Origin of the sequence: Pseudoxanthomonas sp. PXM04 (assembly GCF_014851695.1) — a bacterium.
In the GTDB taxonomy this organism is placed as follows: Bacteria; Pseudomonadota; Gammaproteobacteria; order Xanthomonadales; family Xanthomonadaceae; genus Pseudoxanthomonas_A; species Pseudoxanthomonas_A beigongshangi.
The window spans coordinates 971,657-990,873 of record NZ_JACVAG010000001.1; the positions used below are offsets into that span (position 1 = coordinate 971,657).

Annotated in this window: 20 protein-coding genes; 11 read left to right on the top strand and 9 right to left on the bottom strand. The window is 66.9% G+C overall.

Annotated elements, in window-relative coordinates; all coding sequences use genetic code 11:
- Nucleotides 1-558 carry a YaeQ family protein gene (locus IB228_RS04660; RefSeq protein ID WP_183644694.1) on the bottom strand — a complete coding sequence of 186 codons (558 nt, stop codon included), beginning with the start codon at nucleotides 556-558 and terminating at the stop codon, nucleotides 1-3.
- 314 nt (nucleotides 559-872) lie between these two features.
- Between IB228_RS04660 and IB228_RS04665 the strand changes: the two genes are divergently transcribed.
- Nucleotides 873-1,082, top strand: coding sequence for a cold-shock protein (locus tag IB228_RS04665; protein WP_079722614.1), 210 nt, complete (start codon nucleotides 873-875; stop codon nucleotides 1,080-1,082).
- A gap of 264 nt (nucleotides 1,083-1,346) precedes the next feature.
- Here IB228_RS04665 and dbpA read toward each other — a convergent pair whose 3' ends face one another.
- From dbpA to IB228_RS04685, 4 genes are all read right to left on the bottom strand, one after another.
- Nucleotides 1,347-2,726 (bottom strand): ATP-dependent RNA helicase DbpA, encoded by a 1,380-nt coding sequence (gene dbpA / locus IB228_RS04670; RefSeq protein ID WP_192197680.1) that lies wholly within the window; start codon nucleotides 2,724-2,726, stop codon nucleotides 1,347-1,349.
- A gap of 29 nt (nucleotides 2,727-2,755) precedes the next feature.
- The gene (locus tag IB228_RS04675; RefSeq protein ID WP_192197681.1) at nucleotides 2,756-3,202 is read right to left on the bottom strand and encodes a barstar family protein; all 447 of its coding nucleotides are present in this window, start codon (nucleotides 3,200-3,202) and stop codon (nucleotides 2,756-2,758) included.
- Complete coding sequence (locus tag IB228_RS04680; protein WP_318289343.1) at nucleotides 3,199-3,591, bottom strand: ribonuclease domain-containing protein; 393 nt, start codon at nucleotides 3,589-3,591, stop codon at nucleotides 3,199-3,201. Before IB228_RS04680 ends, IB228_RS04675 begins: the two co-directional genes overlap by 4 nt.
- A 197-nt stretch (nucleotides 3,592-3,788) precedes the next feature.
- Nucleotides 3,789-4,808: a YbaY family lipoprotein gene (locus IB228_RS04685; RefSeq protein ID WP_192197682.1), complete on the bottom strand. Its 1,020-nt coding sequence runs from the start codon at nucleotides 4,806-4,808 to the stop codon at nucleotides 3,789-3,791.
- A 123-nt stretch (nucleotides 4,809-4,931) separates the two neighbouring features.
- Here IB228_RS04685 and IB228_RS04690 point away from each other — a divergent pair, with 123 nt between their 5' ends.
- From IB228_RS04690 to IB228_RS04700, 3 genes are all read left to right on the top strand, one after another.
- Complete coding sequence (locus IB228_RS04690) at nucleotides 4,932-5,531, top strand: YdeI/OmpD-associated family protein (protein ID WP_192197683.1); 600 nt, start codon at nucleotides 4,932-4,934, stop codon at nucleotides 5,529-5,531.
- Nucleotides 5,532-5,679: 148 nt separating this feature from the next.
- Entirely contained in the window at nucleotides 5,680-6,561 is an 882-nt protein-coding gene (locus tag IB228_RS04695; protein WP_192197684.1) for a ZIP family metal transporter, read from the top strand.
- 58 nt (nucleotides 6,562-6,619) lie between these two features.
- Nucleotides 6,620-7,372 carry a glutathione S-transferase family protein gene (locus IB228_RS04700; RefSeq protein WP_192197685.1) on the top strand — a complete coding sequence of 251 codons (753 nt, stop codon included), beginning with the start codon at nucleotides 6,620-6,622 and terminating at the stop codon, nucleotides 7,370-7,372.
- A gap of 177 nt (nucleotides 7,373-7,549) precedes the next feature.
- Here the strand turns inward: IB228_RS04700 and IB228_RS04705 are convergent, their stop codons facing one another.
- On the bottom strand, nucleotides 7,550-9,325 hold the full coding sequence (locus tag IB228_RS04705) for a M14 family metallopeptidase (protein ID WP_192197686.1): 1,776 nt from the start codon (nucleotides 9,323-9,325) through the stop codon (nucleotides 7,550-7,552).
- 131 nt (nucleotides 9,326-9,456) lie between these two features.
- Here IB228_RS04705 and IB228_RS04710 point away from each other — a divergent pair, with 131 nt between their 5' ends.
- The 3 genes from IB228_RS04710 (at nucleotide 9,457) to IB228_RS04720 (ending at nucleotide 12,507) form a co-directional block, all read left to right on the top strand.
- Nucleotides 9,457-11,079: an oligopeptide:H+ symporter gene (locus tag IB228_RS04710; RefSeq protein ID WP_192197687.1), complete on the top strand. Its 1,623-nt coding sequence runs from the start codon at nucleotides 9,457-9,459 to the stop codon at nucleotides 11,077-11,079.
- Between the two features lie 9 nt (nucleotides 11,080-11,088).
- The gene (locus tag IB228_RS04715; RefSeq protein ID WP_192197688.1) at nucleotides 11,089-11,703 is read left to right on the top strand and encodes a rhomboid family intramembrane serine protease; all 615 of its coding nucleotides are present in this window, start codon (nucleotides 11,089-11,091) and stop codon (nucleotides 11,701-11,703) included.
- Nucleotides 11,704-11,778: 75 nt separating this feature from the next.
- On the top strand, nucleotides 11,779-12,507 hold the full coding sequence (locus IB228_RS04720; RefSeq protein WP_183641983.1) for a hypothetical protein: 729 nt from the start codon (nucleotides 11,779-11,781) through the stop codon (nucleotides 12,505-12,507).
- A 102-nt stretch (nucleotides 12,508-12,609) separates the two neighbouring features.
- On the opposite strand, the gene IB228_RS04725 is transcribed toward IB228_RS04720, so the two are convergent.
- Nucleotides 12,610-12,819 (bottom strand): hypothetical protein, encoded by a 210-nt coding sequence (locus tag IB228_RS04725; protein ID WP_183641980.1) that lies wholly within the window; start codon nucleotides 12,817-12,819, stop codon nucleotides 12,610-12,612.
- Nucleotides 12,820-13,014: 195 nt separating this feature from the next.
- Between IB228_RS04725 and IB228_RS04730 the strand changes: the two genes are divergently transcribed.
- The 4 genes from IB228_RS04730 to IB228_RS04745 all read left to right on the top strand — a co-directional run bounded on the left by IB228_RS04730 (nucleotide 13,015) and on the right by IB228_RS04745 (nucleotide 16,105).
- Complete coding sequence (locus IB228_RS04730) at nucleotides 13,015-13,290, top strand: GNAT family N-acetyltransferase (protein ID WP_183641977.1); 276 nt, start codon at nucleotides 13,015-13,017, stop codon at nucleotides 13,288-13,290.
- Nucleotides 13,291-13,402: 112 nt separating this feature from the next.
- Nucleotides 13,403-14,239 carry a DUF3298 and DUF4163 domain-containing protein gene (locus IB228_RS04735; RefSeq protein WP_192197689.1) on the top strand — a complete coding sequence of 279 codons (837 nt, stop codon included), beginning with the start codon at nucleotides 13,403-13,405 and terminating at the stop codon, nucleotides 14,237-14,239.
- 22 nt (nucleotides 14,240-14,261) lie between these two features.
- Nucleotides 14,262-15,380 (top strand): cyclopropane fatty acyl phospholipid synthase, encoded by a 1,119-nt coding sequence (cfa, locus tag IB228_RS04740; RefSeq protein WP_183641971.1) that lies wholly within the window; start codon nucleotides 14,262-14,264, stop codon nucleotides 15,378-15,380.
- Between the two features lie 500 nt (nucleotides 15,381-15,880).
- A complete protein-coding gene (locus IB228_RS04745; protein ID WP_183641969.1) occupies nucleotides 15,881-16,105 on the top strand; it encodes a hypothetical protein in 225 nt (74 codons plus the stop codon).
- Nucleotides 16,106-16,170: 65 nt separating this feature from the next.
- Here IB228_RS04745 and IB228_RS04750 read toward each other — a convergent pair whose 3' ends face one another.
- Both IB228_RS04750 and IB228_RS04755 read right to left on the bottom strand, forming a co-directional pair.
- Nucleotides 16,171-16,425, bottom strand: a complete 255-nt coding sequence (locus tag IB228_RS04750; RefSeq protein WP_183641964.1) for a hypothetical protein — start codon at nucleotides 16,423-16,425, stop codon at nucleotides 16,171-16,173.
- 557 nt (nucleotides 16,426-16,982) lie between these two features.
- Entirely contained in the window at nucleotides 16,983-19,145 is a 2,163-nt protein-coding gene (locus tag IB228_RS04755; protein ID WP_192197690.1) for a M3 family metallopeptidase, read from the bottom strand.
- Between the last annotated feature and the right edge of the window lie 72 nt (nucleotides 19,146-19,217).

Consider the following 19,217-nt stretch of genomic DNA (forward strand, 5'->3'; position numbering starts at 1 on the left):
TCAGGCCGGGGCGGTTTCCGCGCGCTGGCGATGGGCCGGGATCACCGTGACGGTGCGGGCGTCGTCGATCAACTGCACTTCGCCGTCCTGGATCATCACGCTCAGGCGCATGCCGCGGGCGAACAGCGAGGTCAGCGCGTCCACGTCGGCGGCGGACAGGTCGAGCACGGTCAGGTTGCGCAGGCGCGCCAGCCCGGAGGCGTTCTTTTCCCACCACAGATCCGCCGCGCGGCCGCCGTAGTTGACCACCACCACGTCGCGGGCGCGTCCACAGGCCCGGCGGATGCGCGATTCGTCCGGCTGGCCCAGGTCGATCCACAGCTCGACGTCGCCGGTGTAGTCGCGGCGCCACAGGTCCGGGTCCTCCTCGGTGCTCAGGCCGCGGCCGAATTCCAGCCGCTCGTCGGCGAACAGGGCGAACGCCAGCACCCGCACCATCAGCCGGGTATCGGTCTCGGAGGGGTGCTGGGCCAGGGTCAGCGGGTAGGAAGCGTAGTGGTGCCGGTCCATGTCGCTGATCTGGAGGTCGGCTTTGACGACGGTGGCCTTGAGCGCCATGGGCGGGCTGAACGGGTCGGAAGGGGGCGCCATGATACGGGTCCGGCGGCCGGATCCGGCCCCGAAAACCGTTGAAACCCCCGAAACTGAAGAAAAAGGACCACCAAGCGTCGGAAACCTGTCGCTTTTGGTCCGCAGGCCCGGTAGAGTGCGCGAACTGTGCTTGCCAGGGTCACCGTGAATCGTGAGCCTGATGCGGTAGATACATCTGCTACATCTTCCCGCTTTACCAACGCCTGCAAACTCAGTCTCGGTCCGGAACGTTCCGGCGCCGCGATTTTTCAACCCAAACCATGTTTCAGGAGTTAGTAAAGATGTCTGAGCGTCAGACCGGAACCGTCAAGTGGTTCAACGATGCCAAGGGCTTCGGCTTCATCACCCCGCAGAGCGGCCCGGACCTGTTCGTGCACTTCCGCGCGATCCAGGGCACCGGCTTCAAGTCGCTGAAGGAAGGCCAGGCGGTCACCTTCGTGGCGGTGCAGGGCCAGAAGGGCATGCAGGCCGACCAGGTGCAGCCGCTGTAATCCAGCGCTGACCTTCGCGTCAAAGCAGAAACGCCGGGGTGCGAACCCCGGCGTTTTTTTGTGCCCGCTGTTTGGGGGGCGCCGTGGGGATTCGGGCGAAGCTGGTTCGCGGAGATCCCGCAAGGAGAGCGGTTTGCAAAGACCCCGCTAGGAGCTCGCGGCGGGACGCCGCTCCTACCCACGCGGAACGCCAAGCCCCCCGGTAGGAGCGGCGTCCCGCCGCGAGCCCTTCCCGAATCCCCCGGCCAGCGTCCCGCTCGCGCCTCAGATCCGGCGCACCCGGAAGCTGCGGCCCTTGATCCGGCCGGCGTTGAGCCGGGCCAGCGCCTGCGCGGCCTTGCCGCGTTCGACCGCCACGTAGGAGCGGGTGGCGAAGATGGCGATCTTGCCGATGGACGCGGCCGGCAGGCCGGCGTCGCCGGTCAGCGCGCCGAGGATGTCGCCCGGGCGCAGCTTGTCGGTCTTGCCGGCATCAATCCGCAGCGTGCTCATCGCGGCGGGGGGCGCGCTGCCGGCGCGTGGCGCTGGCGGCAGCGCGCGGTCCCAGCGCAGCGGTTGGCCCAACCGCTCCTCGATGGCCGCCGTGCGCGGCCGCTCGCGCGGGGTGGTCAGGCTGATCGCCAGGCCGTCGCGGCCGGCGCGGCCGGTCCGGCCGATGCGGTGGATGTAGGTGTCCACGTCGCTGGGCAGGTCGTAGTTGATCACCGCCGCCAGATCGTCGATGTCCAGCCCGCGGGCGGCGACGTCGCTGGCGACCAGCACGTTGCAGCTGCGGTTGGCGAAGCGCACCAGCACTTCCTCGCGGTCACGCTGCTCCATCTCGCCGTGCAGGGCCAGTGCGGAGAAACCGAAATGCTGAAGCGAGACCGCAACCTCATCGGTGTCCTTGCGGGTGTTGCAGAACACCACCGCCGACTCCGGCCGCTCCGCCGCCAGCAGGCCGGCCAGGGCGATCTGCTTGCGCGCCGGCTCGACCTCGATGAAGCGCTGCTCGATGCCGGTGCGGGCATCCTCCGGCGCGGCCACGGTGACTTCCAGCGGGTCGCGCAGGCTGGTGCGCGCCATCGTCCGGATGGCCTCGGGGAAGGTCGCCGAGAACAGCAGGCTCTGCCGGTCCGGCGGAGTCCTGCCGATGATTTCGCGAATTGGCTCCTCGAAGCCCATGTCCAGCATCCGATCCGCCTCGTCCAGCACCAGCGTGCGGATGCCGCCCAGGTGCAGGATCTTCTTGCGCATCAGTTCCTGCACCCGCCCGGGCGTGCCGACCACCACATGCGGGTCGTGCGCCTCCAGCGAGGCGATCTGCGGACCCAGCGGCATGCCGCCGCACAGCAGGGTGACCTTGAGGTTCGGAATGCCGATCGCCAGCTTGCGGATCTGCTGGGCGACCTGGTCGGCCAGTTCGCGGGTCGGGCACAGCACCAGCGCCTGCGCGCGGACCAGGGCGGGATCGAGCCGTTGCAGCAGGCCCAGGCCGAACGCGGCGGTCTTGCCGCTGCCGGTCGGGGCCTGGGCGATCACGTCGCGGCCGGCCAGGATGGCGGGCAGGCTCTCGGCCTGCACGGGGGTCAAATGGGTGTAGCCCAGGGCCTCGACGCCGGGGCGCAGGCCGTCGAGGAGGGGCAGGGTGCTGAATTCGCTCATGCGCCATGATCGCACGGCGCGCGGCCGGATCAGGACAACTGCGCGTCCATGTCCTCGAAATCGTCCTCGTCCAGCGCCAGGAAGGCCCAGAACGGCACTTCCTGCGCGGTCCAGAACTGCGCGGCCTCGTCCAGCACGTCCAGCAACGTGTCGAACACGCCCTCGTCGCGCTCGCGCAGCTCCGCGCCCTGGTCCAGCAGCAGCACGTAGCCCGGCGCCGGCAGCCAGGACAGATCGCGCAGGTTGTCGGACAGCGCGTCCCAGTTGCGGCCGGTGCTGTCCGGGAAATCCAGTTGGGTCGCCAGCCGCAGCATCAGCGAGGCCTTGTTCTCGCAGCCGGACAGGTCCACCCGGCGCACGCCCAGCCCGGCGTCCCGGCCGGCGGCGCCCAGGGAATCCAGATCCTCGCTGGTGACGAAGAACACGCCGGCCTGGCGCGCGTCGCCCAGGCCGAGGTCGAAACCGGAGTCTGTCATCGGTTCACCTGCGCGGGCACGTCGAAACGGCGGAAAGTCTCATAGTGATCATCCGTGTAGTAGTACTCAACCGGCGGCTGGCCGCCGGTGACGATGCGCCGCGCGCCGCGGTGATCCAGCCCCGGGGTGTCCACGGTGTATTCGCGATAGTAGCCGCGTTGGCGCGCGGGCAGCCGACCCTCGCGATTTCCGAACACGCTGCCGTCCTGTCGGTTCGGGAACGGTCCGCCCCGCGCGATCAGCGCCAAGGTCCGGTGCGCCTCCGGCGGCAGGAACGCCGGCAATCCGGCCTGGGCGTCGCCGGAGGCCGGCGCCGGGGACGCCGAAGGCGCCGGTGGTGGCGGCACCGCCGGCGCGGTGGCGGCCGCGTCCACCCGGGTCGATTCGATTGGTGGCAGCGGCAGTTCGGCGCGCGCGCCCGGCCCGCCGGCATCGGCGGCGATCGATGGCGGCGCCTCGCCGACCGCATCGTGGCGCGCGCGCTGCTGCTGCCAGAACCAGCCGGCGACCAGGAGCAGCAGGACGGTGATGATGATGGCGGGCTTGCGGAACCCGGAACGATGGCGGGAACGGCGCGGCATGACGATCACTCCGCCAGGAAGCGGCCGCAGCCGCGATAGGTCTTGTCGCCCACCGTCAGTTCGGCGGTGGCGGGGAAGTCCTGTCCGCTCATGTCGTCCTGGCAGGCCTTGCGCGTGGCGACCAGGGCGACGTCGACGCCATCGGCGGTGCGGCCACGGAATCCGTTCGCGGTGGCCTCGGCGGAGGCGACATCGAGCTTGCGTTCGCCGTAGTCCAGTTCCGCATGCAGCGACGGCGCCTTGCCGGCGCCGACTTCGACCAGCCAGCCCGGCTCGTTGCCGACCGCGCGGAAGGCGACGCCGCGCTCGCGCGCCGCATCCCACGGCGATGCCGTCTCGGTCTGGCTGCAATCCAGCTTGTCCTTGCCGGCCAGGGTCAGCATGCCTTCGCGGCCCTTGGTCCAGAACTCGTTGCCTGCGTTGTCGGCATAGCGCGCGCCGGAGGCGGACACCGCATGCGGCAGCACCAGCGGCTTGCCGTCCACGTCCAGGGTGACGTTGTCGGCCGCACCGTTGTCGAAGGTCGCGGCGATGCGCTGGTCGCCGCACTGCCACTGGGTCTTCAGCGGCGCGGCGGACGCCGGTTCCGCGCCCACCCGGATCATCGACAGGTTGGCCGGCTGGCCGCTGCCGGGCACCACGCTCGTGCGGGTGTCGGTGACGAACCAGAGCTTGCCGTCGGCGTCGCGCAGGCTGGCATGCAGGCCGTAGCTGCCGTTGGGCCGCAGCTTGCCGGCGTCGTAGGGCAGTTCGAAGGCGAACGGCGGACCCTTCGCATCCTTGATCTCGGCGCTGGCGATGATCGCCGTCGGCGTATCGGCCAACTGGTTGTCGATCAACTGCACGGTCAGCACCGCGCCCGGCGGTGGCGCGATCCGTTCGCGATAACTGGCCGCGCCGGTGATGGTGGCCGCCACCGCAGGGGCCGTCGCGGCGGGCGTGGCGGGAGCATCGCCGGCGGGTTTCGGCTGGCAGGCGGCCAGGGCGAGCAGCAGGGCCGCGGGGAGCGCGAGACGGGAGACCATGTCCTGTTCCTTCCTTTGATGAAACCGGCAGGATAGTCGCGCGAAGCTTCACCCTCCGTGACGGACGCGCGCGAGGCGGCACCCGGCGCGCTAGAGTGGCGGCACGTCCCACGGAGCGATCCCATGGCCCGGCACGATCCCCGCATCGACGCCTACATCGCCAGATCGGCCGAATTCGCGCAGCCGATCCTGGAGAAGCTGCGCGGAATCGTCCACGAGGCGTGTCCGCAGGTGGAGGAAACGATCAAGTGGGGCATGCCCACTTTCGTGTATGCCGGCGGCATCCTGTGCGGGATGGCGGCGTTCAAGCAGCACGCCTCGTTCGGTTTCTGGAAGCATGCGCTGGTGGTCGGAGAAGGCGTGCCGCGCGATGGCATGGGCAGCTTCGGCAAGATGACCGGGCTGGCCGACATCCCACCGAAGAAGCAACTGCTGCCATTGATCCGCAAGGCGATGAAGTTGAACGAGGAAGGCGTCAAGGCGGTGGGGCCGCGCAAGCAGGCGACGCCGCGTCCGGCGCCGCAACCGCCGGCGGATTTCCTCGCCGCGCTGAAGAAGCAACGCAAGGCGCTGTCCGTGTTCGAAGGCTTCAGTCCCAGCCAGCAGCGCGAATACGTGGAGTGGGTGACCGAGGCCAAGCGCGAGGACACCCGCCAGCGTCGCATCGTCCAGTCGGTGGAGTGGCTGGCCGAGGGCAAGCCGCGCAACTGGAAATACATGTGAACGCGGCATCCATGGCGCGATAGGACGGGCGCGATAGGGCGCCTCGAACACCGCCATCGGCGCTTCCGAATGGCCGCGTGACCGCAGCGGCGCTAGTATCGGACGCATGCGGGGCGCGCGTGCGCGCCCGTTCCGGAGCCCGCCGACCATGAATCGCGTGCTGCAACCGCTGGCTTTCCGCCAGGCCAACGCCTGGCCGTACCTGGTCGCCACCGCGGCGATCGTGGTGGCGAGCCTGTGGACGCTGGCGGCGGCGCCCGCCGATGCGACGGGCGCGGCGGCCGGCTGGCGAGGCGGCGCCTTGTGCGCACTGGCCACCGCGCTGGGCGCGGTGCCGGTGCTGGTGGTGCGCGGCCTGCCGCAGCGGCTGGCCGACGGCCTGCTCGGTTTCGGTGCCGGGGTGATGCTGGCGGCAACGGCCTTTTCGCTGGTGCTGCCCGGACTGGAAGCGGCCGAACGCATCGGCTACGGACGCTGGGGCGCGGCGGCACTCATCAGCGGCGGCCTGCTGCTGGGCGCGCTGGCACTGCTGGGACTGGACCGGGTGCTGGTGGACGAACCGGTCGAGGCGCATCCCGACACGCCGCTGGTGCCGGCGCGCGTGCTGGTGTTCGTGTTCGCGATCCTGCTGCACAACGTGCCCGAGGGCATGGCGGTGGGCGTCGCGGCGGGTGGCCACCTGCCGGGCGCGGCGGGGCTGGCGATGGGCATCGCCTTGCAGGACGTCCCGGAAGGACTGGTGGTGGCGCTGATCCTGGCCGGTGCCGGAATGGCGCGGGCCAAGGCAGTGTTCATCGGCGCATTCTCGGGCGTGGTCGAACCGGCGGCGGCGGTGTTGAGCGCGTGGGCGGTGGGCATTTCCGCCGCGCTGCTGCCGTGGGGCCTGGCCTTCGCCGCCGGCGCGATGCTGACCGCGGTCGCGCACAGCGTCATTCCCGAATCCAACCGCCACGGACACGGCGGCTTCGCCACCCTGGGCCTGGCCATCGGCTTCTGCCTGATGATGGCGCTGGATACCGCGCTGGGCTGAGGCTTGACCCGGTCCGCCGCAGCCCGCAGGCTCGCGGCACTTCCAATGGAGCCGGCGCATGCGCGAACCCGTGACGATCCTGGGCAACTACCTGTCGCCCTACGTGCGCAAGGTGCTGGTCTGCCTGCAACTGAAGGGCATCGACTACCGGATCGACCCGTTCGCGCCCTTCATCGGCGACGAGACCTTCTCGCGATTGAGTCCGCTGCGGCGCATCCCCGTGTTGATCGACGGCGATTTCGTCCTCAACGACTCGACGGTCATTTGCGAATACCTGGAAGACCTGCAACCAACGCCCGCGCTGTATCCCGCCGCGCCGCGCGACCGCGCCCGCGCGCGCTGGCTGGAGGAATTCGCCGACTCGCGGCTGGGCGAGGTGATCGTCTGGCGGATGTTCTACCAGTTGGGCGTCAAGCGTTACCTGTTCAACGAAACCCCGGACGAGGAGGTCGTGCGCAAGGCGCGCGAGGAGGAACTGCCGGAGGCGCTGGATTACCTGGAAGCGCAGTTGCCGGCCCAAGGCTTCCTGTTCGGCGAGGTCGGCGCGGCCGACATCGCCATCGCCGCGTTCTTCCGCAATGCCGCGTTCGTGCGCTACCAGATCGACGCCGCGCTCTGGCCGCGCACGGCCGCCTTCGTCGAACGCGCGCTGGCATTGCCGGCCTTCCGCGCGCTGGCCGCATTCGAGGAAAAGACGCTGCGCACGCCGGTCGCGCAGCAGCGCGAAGTCCTGATCGAGCTGGGCGCGCCGGTCACCGCGAACACGTTGGGCAACATCGCCCCGCGCCGCGGCATCATGAAGGTCGAGTAGGGCGGGCCGCGGGTTCCTGGCAAGGGCAGCCGAGCAAGCTCGGCTCTACGCATCGGTAGAGCGGAGCTTGCTCCGCTTTTTTTTTGTTCCCTGCGGCATGGATCTCGGCTTTGGCCGGGATGACGCGATGTGCATGGATTCCTGCGGGGGCCATGAAGGCCGAAGCCCCTCAGACCATCATGGAACCCGACTGGTCCGATAGATCGGATACAGATTGAAGCGCTCGTCCCATGCCGGATGGCGGCGGTAGAAGAACTCCAGGCGCGCGCCCGGATTCTTGGCGAACTCCGGATCGTCCTTCAGTTTCTGCTCGAACGCCGCCTTCACCGCCGGGTCCTGCAGCATCTTGCGGGCCACGTCCTCGGCGACGTAGTCCTCCATGTATTCCTTGCGTTCGAACGCGCTGTTGAATTCGCCCCACGCGGCCAGCGAGTCGGGCCCCTGCGGTTCCAGCAGCGCCATCAGCAGGCGCGACTTGGGCTGGGCAATCGGCACGAACAGCGAACCGGCCGGCACGTCGCGCGCTTCCGGCGCCCATGCGCCTTCCACGGTCAGGCGCTGGTGGGTTTCCACCGGCTGCGCGCCGAAACGGGTGCGGGTGGCGCGGAACGCCTCCACATTTTCCTTCGCCAGCGCCGGTACGCGACGGAACTCGATACCGTGCTGCTTCAGCTTTTCGCCGACCCAGCCGGCGTAGGCCGCCGGCACCAGATAACCGGCACCCGGCGCGGGGATGCTGAGCGAGGGATGCAGATCGTCGCGCATCGGCACTTTCCAGATCTGCGGCCTGGTTTCGTCGTAGCGGGTCATCAGCGCGCCGGACACGTCCGACGGCGTGCGGGTGTATTCGTAGCCGCGGAACTCGACGGTGTGGCTCTGCTTGCTGGCCGCCCATTCCAGCGGCACCGGCTGGCCGGCCAGCTTCGCCGCCGCCGCGTCGGCCTGCTGCGCGGCCTTCAGCCAGTCGGCGCCGTGCGCGGCGATCTGGTCCAGGGTCGCGACGATGGTGTTGCGGGTGATCTTCACGCGCACCGGGTATTCCTTCCAGGAATGCGTTTCCACCAGCACGCCGATGCGATTGCGCAGCAGGAAATAGCCGTGCGAGAAACGCGGCGGAGCCACGCTGTCCTCGAAGCCGGAACTCGGATCGTCGCCGACCACGAAGGACGGGTAGTAGGGCAGCGGCAGCGAGCCCTGCTTGGCCAGATCCGCCAGCACGCCGTCGCGCAGCGCGCGACCGGCCACGCGCAGTCCCTCGTCGCCGGCGTGCACCGGCTCCACCTGCACCGAGATGTCGTGTTCGAACTGGGCGCCGTCGGTGGCGTGCAGATCCACGTAGGCCAGCGGATCCCACTGCTGCACCAGCCGCAGCATCGCCTGCATTTCCGGCGCGTCGGCCTTCACGTAGTCGCGGTTGAGGTTGTAGTTCTGCGCGGTCACGCGCCAGCCCATTTCCACCGGGCCGCGCTGGTTGGGGCGGTTCCAGGCGCCGAAGCGCTCATGGCCGTCGACGTTGAACACCGGCACGAACACCCACACCAGCTTGTCCAGCGATCCGGCGGCGGCCTTGCCTTCCAGCACCTCGCGCAGTGCCAGGAAACCGGCGTCCTTGCCGTCGATTTCGCCGGCGTGGATGCCGCCCTGGATCAACACCACCGGCAGGTTCTGCCGGCGCGCCTGATCCGGGGTGAACGCGCCGCGGGTCGAGGCGACCAGCGCCTTCATCGGCCGGCCTTCCGGGGTGGTGCCGAACTCGATGCAGCGCACCGCCTTCGGATACGCCTTGGCGAAGCGATCGCACAGCGCGATGACTTCCTCGTAGCGGCCGGTGCGGACGAATCCGGACTGCTCGGACACGGTGGCCAGATCCGCCGTGGCGGCGGATGCGGAGGCCGTCGGCAGGGAGGGCAGGGCGAGGGCGAGCAGGATGGCGGCGTGGAGCGGACGGATCATGGGCGGTATCCGGAGGGGCGAAAGCCCCGCATGATGCCGGGCTGAAACGGCCGCGCCCAGCATGACCAAGGAGGTTCGACCCCCCGGACCGGATACGGTAACCTTCCCGCAATTTGCCAACGGAACACCGGATGACCACTTCCAGCGAAGCCACCGCCGGCCGACTGCCTCGGCAGATTCCCTACATCATCGGCAACGAGGCCTGCGAGCGGTTCAGCTTCTACGGGATGCGCAACATCCTGGTGCAGTTCCTGGCCAGCAGCATCCTGCTGGCCTACCTGCCCGAGGCCGAGCGCCAGGGCGTGGCCAAGGACGTCTTCCACAGCTTCGTCATCGGCGTGTACTTCTTCCCGCTGCTGGGCGGCTGGCTGTCGGATCGCTACTTCGGCAAGTACAACACGGTGTTGTGGTTCTCGCTGATCTACTGTGCCGGCCATGCGTGCCTGGCCTTGTTCGAGAGTCATCGCACCGGTTTCTACACCGGCCTGTTCCTGATCGCGCTGGGCTCGGGCGGCATCAAGCCGCTGGTGGTCTCCTTCGTCGGCGACCAGTTCGATCAGAGCAACAAGAACAAGGCCAAGATCGTCTTTGATGCGTTTTACTGGACCATCAACTTCGGTTCGTTCTTCGCCTCGCTGCTGATGCCGCTGTTCCTGCGCAGTTACGGACCGGCGGTGGCGTTCGGCATCCCCGGCATCCTGATGTTCATCGCCACCTTCATCTTCTGGCTGGGGCGCAAGCAGTACGTCAACGTGCCGCCCTCCGGCGAGGATCCGGATTCGTTCCTGCGGGTGGTGCGCACCGCGCTGGCCGCGCGCCGCGAAGGCGAGGGGCGCTGGGGATATCTGGTGGCGATGGCGGGCGTGGTTATCGCGGTGGCGCTGCTGGTGCTGTGGGCGCTGTCAATGCTCGGCCTGGCGCCGGGCTGGTGGCCGGACGACTTCGGATTCGTCATTTCCGCGTGCCTGGCGCTGGGCGTGCTGATCGCCTTCGGCGGCTGGGGCGCTTCGATGCAACTGGAACGCGCGCGCGGCCGGCATCCCGATGCGGCGGTGGACAGCGTGCGCGCGGTGCTGCGCATCCTGATCGTGTTCGCGCTGGTCACTCCGTTCTGGTCGCTGTTCGACCAGAAGGCCTCCACCTGGGTCCTGCAGGGCAAGGAAATGGTGATGCCCGAGGGTGTCTGGTGGTGGCCGGGCTGGCTGATCAAGGACGCCGGCCAGTTGCAGGCGCTGAACCCGGCGATGGTCATGCTGCTCATTCCGTTCAACAACCTGGTGCTGTACCCGGCCCTGCGCAAGCTCGGCTTCGAGCCCACGCCGTTGCGCCGGATGGGCTGGGGCATCGCGTTCTCCGGTCTGGCCTGGGTGGTCGCCGGCACCCTGCAGCTGTGGATGGACGGCGGCGACCCCGTCTCGCTGGCCTGGCAGATCCTGCCGTACGCGCTGCTGACCTTCGGCGAGATCCTGGTCTCGGCGACCGCGCTGGAATTCGCCTACAGCCAGGCGACCCAGGCCATGAAGGGCGTGATCATGGCGTTCTGGTACCTGACCAGCACCTTCGGCAGCCTGTGGGTCCTGCTGACCAACGCCGGCGTCCGCAACGACACCGTCACCGCCCACATCGCCAGCACCGGATTGAGCGAGAATGCGTTCCTGATGTTCTTCTTCGCCGGCTTCGCCTTCCTGGCGGCGCTCGTGTTCGCCCTTTACGCGCGGAGCTATCCGATGCAGGACAACTACCGCGCGGTCTGAGAATCCCCCATGCAAGCCCCCATTACCCTGATTCTGATCCTGATCACCTCGGTGGTTTCGCTGCTGGCGTTCCGCACGCCCGCGCTGGCCGGCCGCCTGATCCTTTGGCCGCCGGCCATCGACCGCAACAAGCAGTACGACCGGCTGGTGACCTACGGCTTCATCCACGCCGACATCTGGCACCTGCTGTTCAACATGGTCACGCTGTTCTTCTTCGGCCGGATCATGGAAGGCGTGGTCACCGAGCTGACCGGCAGCGTGCTGGTCTACATCGGCTTCTACCTGTCGGCGCTGGTGGTCTCGATCCTGCCGACCTACCTCAAGCACCAGAAGGATCCCAACTACCGCAGCCTGGGCGCGTCGGGCGCGGTGTCGGCGGTGCTGTTCGCGTTCATCCTGATCAATCCCTGGGCGATGATCGGCGTGTTCTTCATCCCGATGCCGGCGATCGTGTTCGCCGTCCTCTACGTGGCCTACAGCATCTGGATGGACAAGCGCGGCGGCGACAACGTCAACCACGGCGCGCACCTGGCCGGCGCCGCCTATGGCGTGCTCTTCATGATTGCCATGGAGCCCAAGGTGCTGAACCATTTCCTTGCCCAGCTGAGCCGTTTCGGCAGCTGAACGCGGCGGCGCCAATCACCTGATCTGAAGATCCGCTGTGTTATCCCACGGGTGAACCACACCCGTGGAGGCAATATGGCAACACGTACACGCAGCACGCCCCGCAAGGCCGCGAAGAAAGCGGCAAAGAAGACCGCGAAGAAGGCCACCCGGAAGACCGTGGCAAAGACCGCCGGCAAGGCCACGGCGAAAAAGGCGGGCGCCCGCGTCCGCAAGACCGGCGCCGGAACGGCCGGCAAGACCGCGCGGAAGACCACGAAAGCCGCGAAGAAGACCGCCACGCGCAAGGCAACCGCCAGCCAGCGGGCCAAGGCGCCCGCGAAGAAGACGGTGGCCAGCAAGGTCACGCGGAAGAAGGTCGCGGCCAAGAAGGCCGTCGCCAAGAAAGCCGCCGCGAAGAAAGCCGCGGTCGGGAAGGTCGCGGTGAAGAAGACAGCGACCCGGAAAACCGCCGCGAAGAAGGCGCCGGCCAGCAAGGTGACGCGCAAGCGCACCGCGACTTCCGCGCCCCGCAAGCGCGCGACCGCCCGCAAGCGCCGGATCAGTCCCGAGCAGGCATTGGCGCGCACCCGCGAACTGTTGGCCGAGAAACAGCAGCAGGATCGCGAACCCGCACCCTGGCAGCAGCTGGATCAGGCCCACGGCGGCATCCCGCCGCAGGCCGATGGTTTCCAGTCATCCGGCGCCGCTGCCAAGCAGGTGGATCTGCATGCCGCCGAGAGCCGGATGAAGGCCATCCAGGGCAGCATGAGTGCCCGTGATCGCCGCAACCAGGGCAAGCGCGATCATCGTGGAGAAGAGTAGGTAAGCCGGAGGCCGGGCCCGGAACGGGCTTTCCGGCGGGGCTTCCCGGTTGCGCAGGCGAACCGGGAAGCCGCGCGATGCGGAGATGGGCGAGGCGGCGCCTCAGCCCGCCATCATCGTCTTGGACAGCTTGATGGTGCCGACTTCTTCCTGCGCGTAGTTGGACAGCAGGCGCTCGTACACGGCATTGTTGAGGCGCTCGAATTCCCAGTCCTCGGTATGCCCGGTGACGGTCAATTGGAACAGGCCTTCCAGCAGGGTGAAATCGCTGGCGACGGATGCGGTCTCGGACGGATGATCGTTGGCGCTCATGGGTGTTCCCTACCGGATTGCTTGCCGGGGATTACGCACAGACCGTGCCAACCCGGTGCCCGGAGTGAAAACACTGTGAAATAGCGCTGTCCGTCAGCTTTTTGACGTGACCAAGAGTGACGCGCCGCGTCGGCTTCTGTCGCATTCCCGGCCACGCGGGCAGAATGGAACCTCCGAATATTCAATGAGATAGTGATGGACATCACGATTCAGCACGACCCCGATGGCCAGCGCTTTTCCACCTCGGTGGACGGGCACGAGGCCGAACTGATCTACCGCCTGCGCGACGGCCGCATGGTCATCGAGCACACGGGCGTGCCGGAGGCCATCGGCGGACGCGGCATCGCCGCGCAACTGGTCAAGGCCGCGCTCGACCACGCGCGGGCCGCCGGCTGGAAGGTGGTGCCGGCCTGCTCGTACTCGGCGGTCTACGTCCAGCGCCACCCCGAGTACGCCGACCTGCTGGCGTGATTTTCCGGGCGTGACCCTGCTGGCGTGAACACTGTATTCCCGCGGCCGGGGCTGGAGCGCTGCTGCGACGCGGCATAAACTGTCGCCTCGTTGAGTGGAAGGAGCCCCTGACGTGAAACAGGTCCATCGCATTTCCCTGCTGGCCGCGACCCTGGTGCTGGCATTGACCGCGTGCAAGCGCGAACCCGACGCCGCCCAGCCGCCGACCGCCGCCGCGCCCGAAGCCGGCGCACCTGCCACCAGCCCCGTCGCGCCGGAAGCGCCGGTCGAACTCAAGGACGTCATCGAGACCAACGAGCGCTACGTCGTCGGCATCACCTATCCGCCGGGCATCGATCGTTACCCCGGCCTTGCCAAGGCGCTGTCGGATTACGCGCACGCCGCTCGCGGTGAGCTGATGGAAGCGGTGGACGGCTTCGGCAACGACAAGCCGACCGCGCCCTACGAACTCTCGCTCAGCTTCGAAAAGCTGCTGGAAACCCCGCAGGTCGTCGCGGTCGCCGCCGACGGCAGCCGCTATACCGGCGGCGCCCACGGCCAGCCGCTGATCGCGCGCTTCGTCTGGTTGCCGCAGCAGAACCACCTGCTGTCGGCCAATGATCTGATCGCCAAACCCGCCGGCTGGCAGGCAATCAGCGATTACGTGCGCGAACAACTGCTCACCGGCGTCACCCTGCGCGCGGATGCGGACGAACTGGAGCCGGCCGAACGCAGTGAAGTACTGAAAAACGCCTCGCGCATGATCGACGACGGCACCGAGCCCAAGGCGGAGAACTTCGCCCAGTTCGTGCCGGTCCTCGACACCACCGGCCACATCAGCGCGCTGCGTTTCGTGTTCCCGCCATACCAGGTGGGGCCGTACGCCGACGGCACCCAGACCGTGGACGTCCCGGCCTCGGTGCTGCGTCCGCACCTGGCGCCCGCCTACAGCGGGCTGTTCGCCCAATAGGCTTCGCACAACAGGGCCTGCCATGAGCACGTCACGCTTCGCGCAACGGGTCGAACGACTGCTGGCGGAAGCGGATGTGCGGATTGGCGGCGACCGGCCCTGGGATATCCAGGTACACGATCCGCGCACCTACGCGCGGATGCTGGCGCAGGGCTCGCTGGGCCTGGGCGAAGGCTACATGGATGGCGACTGGGATGCCGAATCGCTGGATGGTTTCCTGTACCACGTATTGAACGCGCGTCTGGACGAGCGCGTGCACGGCACCGGCGAAATCCGCGACGCCTTGTTCGCGCGCCTGTTCAACCCGCAGACCCGCCGCCGCAGCCGCGAAGTCGGCGAGCGCCATTACGATCTGGGCAACGATCTCTACCACGCGATGCTCGGCGCGCGTCTGGTCTACAGCTGCGGCTACTGGCGCCAGGCCGACAACCTCGACGACGCGCAGGCCGCCAAGCTGGATCTGGTCTGCCGCAAGCTGCAACTGAAACCCGGCATGCGCGTGCTGGACATCGGCTGCGGCTGGGGCGAGGCATTGAAATTCGCCGCCGAGCGCTACGGCATCTCCGGCGTCGGCGTGACCATCTCGAAGGAGCAGGCCGAATACGCCCGCGAGTTGTGCAAGGGCCTGCCCATCGAGATCCGCCTGCAGGATTATCGCGACCTGCACGAACCCTTCGACGCCGCGTTCTCGCTGGGCATGTTCGAACACGTCGGCGTCAAGAACTACCGCACCTATTTCGAAACCGCCCGCCGCGTCCTGCCGGAGCACGGCCTGTTCCTGCTGCACACCATTGGCACCAATCGCTCGGTCAACCACACCGATCCGTGGATTGGAAAATACATATTCCCCAATTCCATGCTGCCGTCCGCCGCGCAGATCGCGCAGGCCAGCGAAGGCCTGTTCGTGCTGGAGGACTGGCACAGCTTCGGCACCGACTACGATCGCACCCTCCAGGCGTGGCGCACCAACGTCGAACGCGCCTGGCCAAATCTGGATGCCCGCTACGACGAACGTTTCCGCCGCATGTGGCGTTTCTACCTCGCCGCGTCGATGGCGACTTTTCGCAGCCGGCGCTCGCAGCTGTGGCAGGTGGTGCTGTCGCCGAAGGGGGCGCTTGGTGGATATGTGTCGGTGCGGTGATGAGCAACGAACCCTTTAGAATCCTGGAGGCAGGAAGTCGATGGCCGGACCCCGGTTACAGGGAACTGGCGCTTCTTGAACTGACACCTGAGCATGTTCGAGCAGTGCTTTGCGCGAATCTTGTCGAGGGCGATGAAGAAGGTCTGGGTACCTGGAGTGCAATAGGATTCATGATGGCAGACGGGGCCATGGTGGAACTGATATTCCACGACGCGAGTCCTACGGCAGGTTTCGCTGTCCGAGTCGACTCGCACCATGCCACAGAGGCCACACTGGACAGACTTCTTCGCCTTCTTGGAATAGGTAGAGGCATCGTGAAATGGGTAAATCCAGATCTGATTACGTCTGGTGAATGAGTAGAACGTACAATAAGGCGTGCATCACGCAGAATCGCTTCGCCGGATGTTCAAGCTTGCTGGTGTGAAAACCAGCAGTATTTTTCCTGTCCGGTCCCGGGGGATTCAATGAGAAACAGGTTGCGTAGGACGATCCATCTGTTGATGCTTGCTGTCGCGAGTTATCTGCTGATCTGGTTGCTGGCCTATTCCGTGGTAATGGGGCTGGATTACTCACAGGTGGGGCGTTACTTCGTGCTTGCATGGCGCGGTGATGGCGAGCTTCCAACGGGCATACAGGTTCTGGCATTCATGGTGATGGCCGTCTTGCTCTTGGGCGTGCTTGGATTGCGATGGTGCCGCGACAGGGCTAGGTCAAAACGCGGATGAGGTCCTGCGAGCAAATGGCGCAACAGGAATCAACAGAACGCGGGCGCTAGCAGCCCGCGTTTTTGTTACGCGTCGTTGGCCGATTCGACGTTGGGTTTGCCGGCGTGCCAGCGGAGCTGGTCGAGGATGTGGCTGGCGTCGTGGGCGAGGCCGGCGAAGCAGTCGCTCAGGGGTTGCAGCGGGATGGGCAGGCTGTGGTGCTCGTCCTGGCGGAAGCGGGGACTGATGAGCAGGGACAGCAGTTTGAGGTGATCACGCAGCTGGATGAGATTCAGCTGGGTTTGTTCTTCCAACAGATAGACCATACGAACATTGGTCATGGGGACCTCCATTTCTTCGTTGAAGAATCCCGGCGCGCGTGAGTGCGGCCGGGTGCCGGGAGGTCAGAAACCGCAAGTAGTCGGCGGGTTTATTCCCCGAATGGGTCTTGTATTCACCACCCTCCCGGCGAAGGCGCCTACGCCGGCCACCATCCGGTGATGGTGCGAACAAATGTATTCCACCGGAATGACGGGGGTGGTACCGCTACTTGGAGCTTCTGAACTCCTGATGCCGGAGTCTGCCGATGTGGTTGCGCGGTGTCGACTAACTTTGAGCGTTTTGGCTTCAGTGTTTCTGGGGTCACTTTTTTGGTTTGGTGGAAGCGTGGTGCGTTGGTGTGTGGGGTAGTGGGTGGTGATGGTTGTTGGTGCTGGGAACAGACGCTTCCCAACAGTCAAACGACAAGAGCAAATCCCCCTCGGTCCCCCTTTTGAAAAGGGGGAGGCTAGAGCAGTCATCCGGAGGGAGCAGGATCGGAAGGCGTCGTATCGGAACCCACAAACCATCACGCCACCCGAAGGTGGCGTGATGGCTGTTGCGACGAGGCCGGTTGCGCTTATTTGGAAGGGGCGGTGAGGCCGCGCTTTTCCAGCAGGGGTTCGATCTTCGGGTCGTGGCCGGCGAAGTCGTGGAACAGCTTCATCGCGTCCACGCTGCCGCCGCGCGAGAGCAGGGTCTTGCGGAAGTGATCGCCGTTCTCGCGGGTCAGGCCGCCGTGCTGCTTGAACCATTCCACGCTGTTGGCGTCCAGCACTTCGGACCAGATGTAGGCGTAGTAGCCGGCCGAGTAGCCGCCCATGATGTGGCTGAAGTAGGGCGTGCGGTAACGCGGCGGGACCGGCTTGTAGTCGATCTTGTCGGCGGCCAGCGCGTCGGCCTCGAACTTGATCACGCCGTCGGCGGCGGGCACCTTGTCGGCGCCGATCTGGTGCCAGCGCTGGTCCAGCATGGCCGCGCCGAGGTATTCGGTGGTGGCGAAGCCCTGGTTGAACTTGGACGCGGCGATGACCTTGTCCAGCAGCGCCTGCGGCATCGCTTCGCCGATCTGGTAGTGCTTGGCGTAGTTCTTCAGCACCGACGGCCAGTCCGCCCACATCTCGTTGACCTGCGAGGGGTACTCGACGAAGTCGCGCGGCACGCTGGTGCCGCTGAAGTAGGGGTACTGCACGTTGGAGAACATGCCGTGCAGCGCATGGCCGAACTCGTGGAACGCGGTGGTCACTTCATCCCAGGTCAGCAGGGTCGGCTGGCCGGCCGGCGGCTTGGGGATGTTGAGGTGGTTGGCGACCACCGGCTTGAAGCCGGTCATGCCGGACTGCGAAACGTAGGAGTTCATCCACGCGCCGCCGCGCTTGGAATCGCGCGCGTACATGTCGGCGATGAAGATTGCCAACTGGGTGCCATCGGCGTTGTACACGTCGTACACGGTGGTGTCCGGGTGGTACAGCGGCAGATCGGTGCGCTTCTTGAAGGTCAGGCCGTAGAGCTGGTTGGCGGCGTAGAACACGCCGTTTTCCAGCACGTTGGTCAGTTCGAAGTAGGGCTTGAGCTGCGACTCGTCGAAGTTGTACTTGGCGGTGCGGACCTTCTCGGTATAGAACGACCAGTCCCACGGCGCCAGTTGGAACGTCGGCTGGCCCTTGGCCTTCTGCTCCTGATCGATCATCGCCTGCAGATCGGCGGCTTCGCGCTGGGCGTTGGCGACCGCGGCCGGCGCCAGCTTGCCGAGCATGGCGTTGACCGCCTGCGGGGTCTTGGCGGTTTCGTCTTCCAGCACGTAGGTGGCGTGGTCCGGATAGCCCAGCAGCTTGGCGCGATCGGCGCGCAGCTTCATGATGGTGGCGATGAGTTCGCGGTTGTCGTACTTGCCGCCGCGACTGCCGCGGGAAACGGACGCCTCGTGCAGGCGCTGGCGCAGGGCGCGATCGGTCAGCTGCGACTCGGCGGGTTGGCCGGTGGTGTTGAGCAGGGTCAGCACGTACTTGCCGGCCAGGCCGCGCGCCTTGGCGACATCGGCGGCGGTGGCGATCTGCTGACCGGTCAGACCGTCCAGCTGTTTGACGTCATCGACCACCACGGCCGAATCGTTGACCTCGGCCAGCACGTTCTGGCTGAACTGGGTGCCCAGCTTGGCCAACTGGCCATTCATGCCCTTCAGGGTGGCTTTGTCGGCGTCGGACAGCTTGGCGCCGGCGCGGACGAAGTCGGTGTGGTACTTCTCGACCAGGCGCACGCCCTCGGCGTCCAGGCCCAGGCCGGCGCGCTGGTCGTACAGCTTCTGGATGCGTGCGAACAGCTTGCCGTTGAGGTAGATGGCATCGCGGTGGGCGGCGAACTTGCCGGAATAGTCGGCCTGCAGCTTCTCGCGGGCGTCGTTGGTGTCGGCGCCGACCAGGTTGTAGAACACGGTCTGGGCGCGGTCGAGCACGCGGCCACTCTTTTCCATCGCCAGGATGGTGTTGTCGAAGCTCGGCGCGGCGCCGTTGTTGGCGATGGCGTCGATTTCCTTCAGTTGCTCGGCCATGCCGGCGTCGAAGGCGGGGGCGAAGTCGGCGTCCTTGATCTTGTCGAACTGCGGATAGTGCAGCGGCAGCGGACTGTCGGCGAAGAAGGGATTGGCGGCCTTGGCGGCTTCGGCGGTGGGGGCCGCGGTCTGGCTGTAGGCGGGCATGGCGAGTCCAAGGGTCGCGGCAAGCGCGAGGGCGAGGCGGGTGGTCATTGGGTGCAGCTTCCTGACAGATAGGGCTTTTGGCAGGGTAACCCAAGCCCCGGGGCGGGGGCTCGTGACGAA